The following is a 12,641-nucleotide window of genomic DNA, read 5'->3' on the forward strand; positions in this document are numbered from 1 at the left end:
ACAGCTGCCAGTTTCCTGTAAAAATTCAGGCATCAAAACAACTGTTTTCAGTTAAGAAAAAACACCAGGAAAATACAAATTCAGCCGAAAGGAACAATCACATCCACATCCGGAAAAGCCAGCCGCACATCGGATTCCGCAGAAAACTCGAACAACAGCTTTACATTTGGCCCGGCATCCATAGTAGCGTACACCTGCAAACCATCAGCCCGAAGCTGCCACACCTTCTGCAGCACCGCTACCGATTCCGGCTGCCAGTACAGCAGCGGTGGCCAGGAAGCCAGCATTGTCGCGTGCATAGCCAGAGCATTTTGTTCAGATGTTGCCCCCAGCAAAGTAAAGTCACGAACAGTGATAGCATGCTCAATACGGGCAATATCGCGCTCAGCCTGTTCAGGCCAGCCTCCGTACAAGATCGCACTATCTACGGTACGCTGCATCCCCTCCCGGGAACTGGTTTTTTTGACTTCACTGGTCAGGGTCAGAACCCCAACCCGCAGATCCGGCCATATTTCTGAGAGAGGGCGGGCAAAGCTATCCATACCATCCGCCCTTACACCTTTATGCCAACGCACAAAACCTTCGTAAACCGAGCGACTGGCACTACCACTTCCCATTCGAGCCAATAGGGAGAGCTGCTCATCATTCAGAGATAACCCGTAAAGACCCACCAGTGCACGAGTCAAAGCCGCAAAACCAGACGCAGAAGACGCCAGTCCGGCTCCGGTTGCCACATTATTTATGGTTTCCACCCGAAGAGCGCCGGGTACCAAGGCACGAAACAGATCAGCATGGGCGACAACTTTTTTATAAAAGCTGGAATCCCGATCAACTACGCTACCGTTCAGGGTTACTTCATCTTCTGCCTGTTCCGGCAGCCAGAACACCCTGGTACTGGAACCTTTTTTCGCCAGAGATACCGACAACGAATCATTAACAGGCAGATTTAGCAAAGCGTTACGTTTGCCCCAGTATTTACACAGGGCAATATTGACCGGCGCAAACGCTTCAAACGCATCAACCGGCTCAGGTACACAGTCGCCCAGAACTCTGGCGGCGACATCACTCCGAGTCAGACTCAAAACTCACTCCAGCAGAAGAAACAGATACAGGTAAACATTCGTAATCATCCAGTCGAGCTTTCCCATTCTCAGAGCCATTTTCGAGGCTGATTACACAATCCCCCAACCCCGACCCTGAGATTTTCACTCCCAAAACACCTTGATTGCGCAACCGATGAACCATTCCCGCCAAAGCGACATCACACACACCAAGACTATCCAAAAGGCCGTGATAGACATTCATACATCGCCCCAGCCGAACAATATCGCCCTCGCGGATAGCACCCGCCGCCTGCTGGGTACACTCCCCCATCATCCGGAACAGGTGATCATAAAGAGCAGGTGTGAGCATGCGCTCAGAATTCACACGAGCAATCACATCAGGGGTTGGTGTTTTGTAACCACAGTAATGAAGAGCGAGTGGCAAGGTATCACCCAACGGGGTAACACTGCGGGTATCCGGACGATAGTGAACAATGCCGCCATAAATGCTGGCCACCAGATCAGTACCGGAGCCACCACCCTGCACCTCCTGCACAACTGCGAGACATTCATCCAGTAATGCACGCTGCTTTAGCGGCAAACCACAGAGATGACGAAATGCCGCAGCCACAACAACTGTAAGCGCCGCAGAAGAACCAAGACCAACAGTATGGGAAAAACCGGATTTAATTTCCAACTCTACGCCAGCAGGAAGGCGATTCTGCCAGCGCTTTAGCAGAGCCAATACAAAACGGTGGGTACGACTTTTATCAAGGTCATCCAGCTCGGTTTCAAAATCACCAAGAGCCGAACGAATCACAACCCGACGATCGTGGCGCAAAGACGCTTTCACAGAAAGCCGGGCATCCATGGCACAGGCAATAGCCGCCTCACCATGGAGCACCGCATGTTCGCCAAACAACATAGTGCTGCCGGGAGCAGAAACGACGACCGTTTTTTGTCCGGACTGTTGGGTATCAAATGTATTTTCTGCCTGTTCAGCAACAGGCATTTCAGCAGAGACGGACGCCATGGGGATCACACTGCAATCGGGTAACCGGGAAACCATATTCACGACACAGATCTGTTACCGGCTGGTCGCTCTGCACCAGCAGGAACCCGGCCTTTTCACCATAAACCGCGCCAGCACCACTTACCTTGCCAACAGCGTTATAACGGGAACGCAGATCTTCCATAAAGCGCTGCACGGTACCCGGCACCACACCGATATCCACCAGCAACTGATGATTGCGCTTTACATACTCTTTCAGGGCACCAACATCGCGACACAGAAATGCCTGTTCGAGACCGGTAATAATACTGTGAAATTCATTCCAGATAGTGCTCTTACCAAAACGACGGCGAACTTCGGCCACACACTGCCCGGTACTGACTTCCGGCTCACCGGAATTTACCAGATACCAGTTCAGCTCCGGCAGCTCCTGACGGGTTTCTACCTGGGCATTTTCCATGCGCACCAAGCCACCGTGAACAGTCACCATTGGATCAATCGTGCTGCTACAGCCGTGCTGCAGCCGCTCAGTGTGACTGGTAAAACGGAACAGTGCCATTTTATCCAGCTCAACATGAAAATAACCGGCGACTGCTGCCAGCACTGAGGCCACAGTTGCTGCCGATGATCCCATACCAGAACGCATGGGAATATCTGACTTCAGATGAATCTCAAAACCCCGGTCGCGGGGAATATCATGAGCGCTGAGCAAACCGGCAATCGCATAGAGATACAGATCACCAGGTCGACTCAGAACAGAGGAAATATCCCGCTGTCCCAGCAGGTAAGCCTGGTAGGCTTCATCTGTTGCCAGACGCAGGGGTTCCAGATCAGAAATCGTACACTCGGCCAATCGGCCGTAGTTATCGAGATAAAAGTGAACCACCGCATCATCAACGGGGCGCACTTCACAATGAGCATGAATATTTACAGCAACGGCCAGAGCTGGCGTACCATAAACCACGGCATGCTCACCGGAAATAATTATTTTGCCTGGAGCAATGGCTCTCATGAACTACCTGCCACGGACTTCCTGTTGAACTGCCATTGTAAACAGTCCCGGTGACTGACTGAACCCTTGCCCGCTTCCGGTATCCGCAATCCGGCTTCGCAGCGCCGACAGCAAATACCGGAAACCGGGGGACTCAATCCCCTGTTTCGGTGTAAATGCGCTTATGATCATGAATACCTGCAAGTCGGTAGCGACCCGCCGCCTCAGAAGGGAAATAGTGCTCTCCGCCATCTTTGGGACAGGTGTGACTGAACAGGCTGGCATAGCCTTCATAATCCAGTTCCTGACGCGCTTCCAACATATCAACATGCTGCTCGCGTCGACTGTACTGTTTATAACCAGGCTGTACTGTGACAGAGAAAAACTCCCCAACACACCCTGAGCCATAACTGAACAACCCAACATTCTGACCAGAGAGGTCTTCCTGATCGTTTTCCAGCAGCGACAGTAGTCCAATATACAGCGACGCACTGTAGCTGTTACCAATCTGGCGATTGTACAGCAGGCCTGAGCCTATTTGCTTTTCCAGCAGATCAGCATCCATGGATACGCCATTAGTAACCGCCAGCTTGCGATGTGCTTTTTCACCCATTTTGGTAAATGGCAGGTGATAGCAGAACCGGGAGAAATCACCGAACTCAAGACCACCAGCCTCATGGTAATTCTTCCAGCTCTGGCGCAGCGCTTTGAGATAGATAATGGTGGAATATTTTCCATCCACCAGCGCCGTATCCATATAGTTAGGGCGCCAGAAATCCATAACATCTTCACTGTAACAGCCGGTTTCGGCATGCACGGTCAGCAGACGAGGACCTGCCTTAACAATAAAAGCAACCGCTCCACAACCCTGGGTAGCTTCACCCGGAGTATCAAAACCATAACGGGCAATATCAGAAGCCAATACCAGCACCTGACTTTCAGGCTTACGGGCCACCAATCCACAGGCCATCTGCAGTGCCGCTGTTGCGCTGTAACAGGCCTGCTTCAGCTCAACAACACGACAGTTGGACCCCAAACCCAGCAGCCGCTGCACGTAAACACCTGCGGCTTTAGACTGATCAATACTGGACTCTGTCGCAAACAAGACAGTGGTTATACTTTCACGATTGTCATTATTTATAAGAAGCCTGGCGGCATTAGCCGCCAGAGTGACAATATCTTCATCCTGCGCAGGAACGCCCATACGCTCCTGACCAAGACCTATCCGGTATTTGTCCGGATCTTCTCCATTATGTTCCGCCAGCGTAGCCAGCGGTAAAAACATACCAGAGGAATAAAAACTGATGTCATCAATACCGACGGACATAGCACACTATCAGGTATAGTCTTCCAGAATTAGTCTTTCATTGCCGTATAAACTGGCAACATCAGGGGCACCCAGCAAAAACATTGCGGTTACAAATTCTCGCTTTAATGCTTCAATGGCATCCACCACCTGATCTACAGACTCCATGGCTGGCTTAAGCAGCGGGGCAGCCATCCCGCATAACCGGGCGCCGAGTATAACAGACTTGGCCATATCAATACCGTTCCTCAAACCACCACTGGCAATCAGCTGAACTCTGTCTCGATAGGGTTTGGCCTGTTTCAGCGCCTGAGGGGTTGGCACGCCCCAATCCTGGAAAAGAACTCCAAGACTGTGACGATCTTCCGCCCTCAAATGTTCAATGCGACTCCAGGAGGTCCCCCCTTGCCCGGCCACATCAATATATTCAATGCCACGCTCAACAACGTTTGCCACATCGTCAACGGAGAAGCCGCAACCAACTTCTTTCAACAGAAGTGGGCAGTCCAGCTGACTGCGGATGCGTTCAATTTTATCCAGAAGGCCGGAAAAATCGACGTCACCCTCCGGCTGAATCGCTTCCTGTAGAGCATTCAGATGCAAATAAAGACCATCAGCACCAACAAGCTCTACAGCTTCCCGGCACTGCTCAATACCAAAACCTTTATTAAGTTGCACCGCGCCGATGTTCGCCAGCAACAAAGCATCGGGAGCGTATTGACGCAAAGCAAAACTGGCCCGGGCAGCAGGCTGTTCAAACATAACCCGCTGAGAACCGACAGCCAGAGCAACACCAGTAATTTGCGCGGCGGCCGCAAGGTTGTGGTTAATGGTGCGAACCAGACTGTGATCACCGCCAGTCATGGAAGAGATCAACAGAGGGAATGAGAGCTTACGTCCCATAAATTCCACACTGGGATCAACTTTTTCCAGATCAAGTTCCGGTAGTGCCCGATGACTGAGACGGATACGATCGAAATAACGGGCATCACGATCGGTTTCGCTATCCTGCTCAATCATCCGGATATGTTCGATTTTCCGGTTGTTGGTTTGCTGATCAGTTTTGAGTTCTGAACTCATAGAACTATTACCCTCAGCACTAGCGCTCAAACTTCACATGAGCGGCCATCAACTCACCAGGATTGGTCTGCGCTGCCAGCAGAGAAAGCTCTCCACACAAAACACCAGCGGCACAGATAACTGCCAGACGGCGGGCATTTTCACCAGGCTCACGCTCTTCCTTACAACCAAGCAGGCGCAGGTTTTCTTCTACAAACTCCAGCCCTTTGCCATGACCAACCGAACCGACAATCAGGTTTGGCAGGCTGACGGAGAAGTACAGGTCGCCATCGCGAACCTCACAGTGAACAATCCCCTGTGAACCTTCAACAATATTGGCAGCGTCCTGGCCGGTTGCCAGATAAAACGCCAGCAACATATTGGCAAAGTGGGCATTGGCACTGCGAATGCCGCCCGCCAGCATGGTGCCGATTAAATTCTTCTTAATATTTAGGTCAACCACAGCCTCAGGCGTGGTTTTCAGGCGACGCTCACACAGGTCACGGGGAATGGTCAGTTCGCAGACCACACTCTTGCCCCGACCAAGAATGCCATTAACGGCAGTAGCTTTTTTATCTGTGCAGTAGTTGGCGGAAATCGATGTGTACTTCAGTGCCGGGTACTCACTGAGCAGCCAGTCCTGAAGTTTTTCCGCTGCCAGAGTCACCATATTATGGCCGGCTGCATCGCCGGTGGTGAACTCCAGACGCACATACAACATGTTGCCAACTATCTGGTGATGCATATCAATCAGCCGGGCAAACCGGCTGGTTTCCCGCACCACCATATTCATTTCTTCTTGACGGGCAGAAAGGCTCTGCCAGGCAGAAAGTGCATGAGAGGCATCTTCAGCCTCCAGCAAAATAGAACGAGTCATTCGTTCATCCAGCACTGTGGCGCGCATTCCGCCAGCCAGAGTGGCTACCCGGGCTCCCCGCCCGACAGACGGCCACAAAGTGGTTTCAAAGGTTGCCAATGGCAGCATTACGCTGTCATCCACAACATCACCAACAATCCGAACCGGCCCTACCAGCCGCATCGGAACTGGAGCCTGGGAAATTTTATGTTGTGACATATCCCGGAAATCGCCCTGTCAGAGTACTAATATCCGGGGCCTCACCACCCCGGGTGGCGCCATCATATCAGAACACAACAGATTGCGCTGCCTGTATGCAACAAGCCGTAAAACTCTCTATCTCCACTTCCGCAACTATCAACAGCCGCAAGGGTTTTGCTAGAATGTGGCATTAGCTATTAAATTACAGTCCGCAACATCTTGTTTACATACTTCTGCGAAGATGGCTTCTGGCTGAAAGCGGACAAACTTCAGGGATTCTACAGCACGACATGTCTGTCATTATTAAAACCCCAGAGCAGATCGAGAAAATGCGCATTGCTGGCCGACTGGCCGGTGAAGTTCTCACTATGATTGCCCCTCATGTAAAAGAGGGTGTGACGACTGGAGAACTGGATCGCCTTTGTCACGACTACATGGTCAATGTTCAGAAAACCATCCCGGCACCACTGAACTATGGCGCAGCTCCGGGTCGCCCAGGGTTTCCAAAATCCATCTGCACCTCACTGAACGATGTGGTGTGTCATGGCATTCCTTCAGACAAGAAAAAACTGAAGAAAGGCGATGCCCTGAATATTGATATCACCGTTATCAAAGATGGCTACCATGGCGATACCAGTCAGATGTTTATTATTGGTGAGCCTCAGGAACATATGAAGCGCCTGGTAGATGTTACCCGTGAGTGCATGTACCTCGGCATTCAGCAGGTTCGCCCTGGTGCTTACCTTGGCGATATCGGCGCAGCCATTGCCAAACATGCTCACGCCAACCACTACTCAGTGGTTGAAGAGTACTGCGGCCACGGTATCGGCGAAGGTTTCCACGAAGAACCTCAGGTGACCCATAACAGCATTGCTGGTACCGGCGTTGAACTCCAGGAAGGTATGATTTTCACCATCGAGCCAATGATTAACGCTGGCCGTAAAGAAACCAAACTGAAAGGCGATGGCTGGACAGCTGTTACCAAGGATCGACGTCCATCAGCCCAGTGGGAACACACCATCCTGGTCACGAAAGATGGATACGAAATTCTCACATTGAGGGAAGGTGAAACCTCTCCTCTGGCATAAACTTTACAGACCGGCTTTTGCCGGTCTGCTTGCATCTGCACTCCGGAATCTTTGCTATTCCGACAGGGAAGACACACAAACTCAGAAGAAGAACAGCCCATGACCGCCGTACTGAGTGATACCCAGAAAAATAGCCTGTTTAATCGAAGCCAGTTTCGGGCTGAGTTAACAATCACCTCCCAGCCAGCCCTGGCTTATAAAAAGTGTCTGGAGCAGGCCGAGCAGCAGATGGATAAATGGTTTGCTGCTGATATGTCTATCCAGACCCTTGTCAGTGGTCGGGCATGGCTGATTGATCAGGTATTGACTCTGGCCTGGGAACATCTGGCGGGAAAGGACGCTGAAGATATCGCACTGGTTGCAGTTGGTGGTTATGGTCGCGCAGAACTTCATCCGCAATCGGATATAGATATTCTCATTCTTCTAAAGGGTGAAGATGCCGAGCCTCATCGGGATACCATAGAACAATTCCTTACCTTACTTTGGGATATTAATCTCAAGGTCGGTTCCAGTGTTCGCTCTATCAGCGAGTGCGCCAGCCAGGGTCGTGACGATCTCACTATTATCACCAATATGATTGAGTCACGACTACTGTCTGGTAAGCAGAGCCTGTTCGATGCTATGCAAAACGCCATTAGTCCGGAACAGATGTGGCCGAGCAAGGAATATCTGCAAGCCAAGTATGAAGAGCAACAGGCTCGCCATCGTAAATTTAACCAGACCGAATATGATCTTGAGCCAAACCTGAAAAGCTCTCCCGGCGGTCTTCGGGATCTTCATATGGTTGGCTGGATTACCCGCCGTCATTACGGAACTGATGATCCCCAGGAACTGGTGAATATCGGTTTTCTGGTGGAACGGGAATACCACATGCTGGTAAGGGCGAGAGATTTTCTCTGGCAGGTACGCTGGGCAATCCACAGATTGACCAAACGCCCGGAAGATCGCCTGTTGTTTGACCACCAGCGCACTCTGGCCAAACAATTTGGCTACGAGGATATTGAAGGTGGCGCTCTTGCCGTTGAGCAATTTATGCAGAAGTACTTTCGGGCGGTAATGATTCTCGGAGTACTGAATGACCTGCTGCTACAACACTTCGATGACAATATTCTGGATGCAGGTAAAGAGCAGGAAGTTATCTCTCTGAATGAGCGGTTTCAGGTCTGCAACGAGTATATTGAAATCACTCATCCAAATGTCTTCACTGAGCACCCTGAAGCACTGATTGAAATCTTTGTTTTAATGTCAGGGAATCCTTTCATTCTCGGGCCCACCGCCGAAACAATTCGCGCCATTCGTGATGCCCGGGTATTGATAGACGATAATTTTAGAGCTAACCCTAAGGTGCACAAACAGTTCCTTGAACTGATGCGCTCGCCCTACGCCCTGACAGCCAGCCTGCGACGTATGATTCGTTACGGTGTTTTGGGGCGCTATCTTCCCGAGTTCGGCCGCATTATTGGACAGATGCAGCATGACCTTTTCCATAATTACACGGTCGACGCTCATACTCTGCTGCTGATCAAACACCTGCGCCGCTTTAACTATAAAGAGAACCAGGAACAGTTCCCGGTTGCCTGCCGAGCCAAGAAACGCCTGCCAAAACCAGAACTGCTTTATATCGCCGGGCTTTATCATGATATTGGCAAAGGCCGGGGTGGAGACCATTCGATTCTTGGCGCAGAAGATGCCCGCCATTTCTGCAAACAACATGGCCTTTCCGCTGCCGACACTTCACTGGTTGAATGGTTGGTTCGTCACCACCTGACCATGTCGGTAACTGCTCAGCGCCAGGATTTGTCTGATCCAGAAACCATTAACAACTTTGCCCAGCTGGTTGGCGACTCTCGCCGCCTGGATTACCTGTACTGCCTGACTGTTGCCGATATCAATGCCACCAACCCCAGCTTGTGGAATGGCTGGCGTGCCAGTCTGCTGAGAGAACTATTCAAGCAAACCCGACAAGCCCTGCACCGTGGCCTGGAAAACCCAATCGACAAGCAGGAGAACATTGACGACACCCAAGACCTTGCTCGCCAGATGCTAACCGCACAGGGAGTTGATATTGAGAAGGCAGAAGCTTTCTGGCAGGAATTTGGTGATGAATATTTTCTTCGCCATAACGCTACAGAAGTGGCATGGCAGACCAAAGGTATTCTTGATAACCCTAGCGAGTTACCACTGATTCTGGTAAAAGAATCGACAGAACGCCGCTACGAAGGTGGCACCGCAGTCTTTATCTGCAGCCCGGACATCCCTCATCTGTTTGCTGCCTGCACTACGGCTCTTGGGGAAATGAACCTGACCATACACGACGCTCGCATTATTACTGCTGCCAGTGGTCTGGCACTGGATACCTTTATCGTGCTGGATGCCAGTACCGGTGAACCATTGGGTGATGATGCGGCACGCATCGAGCGTATCTGCTCCCATATCAGTAAAACACTGAAGGCGGAATCACTGCCAAAGCCTAACTTCGATACCGTTCACACTCCTCGGCAGCTTAAGCATTTCGCCCGTAAGCCTGTAATTGCCATCAGTAATGACCCGGTAAATCGCAGAACAGTGGTAGAAATTAACGCTGTCGATCGCCCCGGCATGCTGGCCTATATGGGCCATGTATTTATGGAACAGAAGGTTCTGATCCAGAAAGCCAAAATTTCCACTCTGGGGGAAAAGATAGAGGATGTGTTCTTTATCACAGATCTGAATGGCGACCCCATCAGCGATCCGGAAAAGGTTCAACAGCTGCATAAAGCTTTGAGTCAGCAGCTGCAAAAGGCCCTTGAGGATTCTCTTGGAGGAGCGGCTTAAACGTCCTACGGGGAGACGGGATAGCTCATCATGCCTTCCCGTCTCCTACCAACCCCAACAGTTGCTCACGCAGCCACCGCACCGGCTGACTTTCCCCCATTCGAACATGCCAATAAAGGTAAGTGCAGACAGGCTCGATCTTTCGCGGAAGCGGCAAGGTTTTCAGATTCAGGTATTGGCCCGCCTGCTTTGCATAATGGGAAGGCAGCGTAAGCAATAAATCAGTCCTGTCCACCACCTGACAAGCTGCCAGATGGTTACGGGCTCGCAAAGTTATTGCTCTCCTTAACCCTTCCCGAGCCAATACATTATCTTCATAGCCGGGACCACGACGACGAGAAGAAACCAGTACATGCTTCTCTGCCAGATACTGATCCAGAGTGAGACGTTCATTTACCCGCGGATGATCGAGACGAGCCACAACAACCAAATCCTCCTGTTGCAGCGGCGTATAGAGAACCTGCTCCCCCACAGGCAAAAAAACATCAGCAACCAGATCCACTAAACCAGACTTTAACTCTTTTTCAATATCCTTTCGGCTAAGCTTAACGCTGGCCAGGCTGATATGCGGAGCCTGACGCTGCAGGTCTTCCATCAGCACCGGCAACAATCCTGGCTCCAGGGAATCGTGCATAGCAATGGTGAATGAATGATCGCTGATGAGAGGATCAAATCCGGTTTTACGACCAAGGGTTGTATCTAGGTGATTCAGAACTTTTCTGAGTTCCGGCAGAATCTCCCGGGCATAGGGTGTTGGCCGCATCGAATGGCCTTCCCTGACAAACAAAGGGTCATCCAACTGCTCTCGTATGCGAGCTAATGCATGGCTGACCGCTGGCTGAGTCAGGTTCAGCTCTTTAGCCGCTGCAGTAATAGAGCCGGCAGAAGCGATCACATCCACAACAACCAAAAGATTCAGGTCCAGTTTCGATATATGCATATTTTTTATAATTAAAAATCAAAACTATTCATTTGATTCAGATTATTCTCTGATTCACCCTTGTTCTCAACTGATTCGCCCAGAAAGAGAATAACAATGAATTTCGAACACTCCCCCAAAGCCCGGGACTATATCCAGCACACCCAAAAGTTTATTTCCGAAAGAGTACTGCCCATTGAAGAGCAGTATCTGGAAGAACTCACTGGCGGCCCGGATCACACTCTATGGAACCAGCCAGCCATTATGGAAACATTGAAAGACCAAGCCAAAAGTGAAGGTCTGTGGAATATGTTCCTGCCTGATGAGCAATGGGGAGCTGGGCTGACCAACGCAGACTATGCTCCAATCGCTGAAGCCACAGGCTGGAGTTTGCTGGCACCCGAAGTTTTTAACTGCAATGCCCCGGACACCGGCAATGCCGAAGTACTGTGGAAGTACGGCACCGAAGAACAGAAAGAACAGTGGTTAAAGCCTTTGCTGGCCGGTGAAATTCGCTCTGCATTCTGTATGACCGAACCTGCTGTCGCTTCCAGCGATGCCACGAATATGGAAGCCACCTGCATTGTTGAAGGTGATGAGATTGTTCTTAACGGGCGCAAGTGGTGGAGTACTGGCATCGGCCACCCAAACTGCAAGTTTGTTATTTTTATGGGCATCTCTAACCCAGAAGCCGACCGCCACCACCGTCATGCCATGGTTCTGGTTCCTCTTGATACACCGGGAATCAAGATCGAACGTATGCTCGGTGCTATGGGTGACTATGATGCTCCCTATGGTCACGGTGAGGTATCGTTTACTGACGTGCGCCTGCCAGTTTCAGCCTTTATTGCTGGCCCCGGCAGAGGATTTGAAGTTGCACAGGGACGCCTTGGCCCAGGTCGCATTCACCACTGCATGCGCCTGATTGGTTCTGCGGAAAAAGCCCTGAAAATGATGTGTGAGCAAGGTATGACCCGCGAAGCTTTTGGCAAACCACTGGTCAAACTTAATGGCAACCCAGATGTCATTGCCAACTCTCGCATGGCTATCGAACAGGCGCGACTGCTCACTTTGAAAGCTGCCTGGCTGATGGACACCAAAGGCATTATGGGAGCGATGAGTGAAGTTTCCCAGATTAAGGTAGTTGCCCCGAATATGGCTCAGCAGGTTGTTGATGCGGCCATACAAATGCACGGCGGTGCAGGACTCTCCGACGATCTGCCTCTGGTTCGCATGCTGGGCTGGGCGCGCATTCTGCGTATGGCTGATGGTCCGGACGAAGTTCATCGAGGACTTATTGCCAAGTTTGAGTTGATGAAATATCGCCATCTGAGCAAGAAAAGAGGATAAGG

10 protein-coding genes are annotated in these 12,641 nt (G+C 51.0%); 3 read left to right on the forward strand and 7 right to left on the reverse strand.

The features are described 5' to 3' along the window. Nucleotides 1–80: 80 nt before the first annotated feature. The 6 genes from mvaD to ACY2RR_RS14270 all read right to left on the reverse strand — a co-directional run bounded on the left by mvaD (nt 81) and on the right by ACY2RR_RS14270 (nt 6,486). Entirely contained in the window at nt 81–1,082 is a 1,002-nt protein-coding gene (gene mvaD, locus ACY2RR_RS14245; RefSeq protein ID WP_490108821.1) for a diphosphomevalonate decarboxylase, read from the reverse strand. Beyond that, nucleotides 1,063–2,076: a mevalonate kinase gene (mvk, locus tag ACY2RR_RS14250; RefSeq protein WP_490108822.1), complete on the reverse strand. Its 1,014-nt coding sequence runs from the start codon at nt 2,074–2,076 to the stop codon at nt 1,063–1,065. Before mvk ends, mvaD begins: the two co-directional genes overlap by 20 nt. Further along, nucleotides 2,057–3,067 carry a mevalonate kinase family protein gene (locus tag ACY2RR_RS14255; protein ID WP_490108823.1) on the reverse strand — a complete coding sequence of 337 codons (1,011 nt, stop codon included), beginning with the start codon at nt 3,065–3,067 and terminating at the stop codon, nt 2,057–2,059. Before ACY2RR_RS14255 ends, mvk begins: the two co-directional genes overlap by 20 nt. A gap of 133 nt (nt 3,068–3,200) precedes the next feature. Continuing rightward, a complete protein-coding gene (locus ACY2RR_RS14260) occupies nt 3,201–4,373 on the reverse strand; it encodes a hydroxymethylglutaryl-CoA synthase (protein ID WP_490108824.1) in 1,173 nt (390 codons plus the stop codon). Between the two features lie 9 nt (nt 4,374–4,382). Then, nucleotides 4,383–5,432, reverse strand: a complete 1,050-nt coding sequence (gene fni, locus ACY2RR_RS14265; protein ID WP_490108825.1) for a type 2 isopentenyl-diphosphate Delta-isomerase — start codon at nt 5,430–5,432, stop codon at nt 4,383–4,385. A 19-nt stretch (nt 5,433–5,451) separates the two neighbouring features. Beyond that, nucleotides 5,452–6,486: a hydroxymethylglutaryl-CoA reductase gene (locus tag ACY2RR_RS14270; RefSeq protein ID WP_490108826.1), complete on the reverse strand. Its 1,035-nt coding sequence runs from the start codon at nt 6,484–6,486 to the stop codon at nt 5,452–5,454. A 272-nt stretch (nt 6,487–6,758) separates the two neighbouring features. On the opposite strand from ACY2RR_RS14270, the gene map reads away from it, so the two are divergent. Both map and glnD read left to right on the forward strand, forming a co-directional pair. Beyond that, a complete protein-coding gene (map, locus tag ACY2RR_RS14275) occupies nt 6,759–7,556 on the forward strand; it encodes a type I methionyl aminopeptidase (RefSeq protein ID WP_490108827.1) in 798 nt (265 codons plus the stop codon). Nucleotides 7,557–7,655: 99 nt separating this feature from the next. Further along, a complete protein-coding gene (glnD, locus tag ACY2RR_RS14280; RefSeq protein WP_490108828.1) occupies nt 7,656–10,370 on the forward strand; it encodes a [protein-PII] uridylyltransferase in 2,715 nt (904 codons plus the stop codon). A 28-nt stretch (nt 10,371–10,398) separates the two neighbouring features. On the opposite strand, the gene ACY2RR_RS14285 is transcribed toward glnD, so the two are convergent. Further along, on the reverse strand, nt 10,399–11,310 hold the full coding sequence (locus ACY2RR_RS14285) for a LysR family transcriptional regulator (protein ID WP_490108829.1): 912 nt from the start codon (nt 11,308–11,310) through the stop codon (nt 10,399–10,401). Nucleotides 11,311–11,406: 96 nt separating this feature from the next. Between ACY2RR_RS14285 and ACY2RR_RS14290 the strand changes: the two genes are divergently transcribed. Further along, entirely contained in the window at nt 11,407–12,639 is a 1,233-nt protein-coding gene (locus ACY2RR_RS14290; protein ID WP_490108830.1) for an acyl-CoA dehydrogenase family protein, read from the forward strand. The last annotated feature ends 2 nt before the right edge of the window (nt 12,640–12,641 follow it).

It is taken from the genome of Parendozoicomonas sp. 2304DJ65-17 (assembly GCF_058148445.1).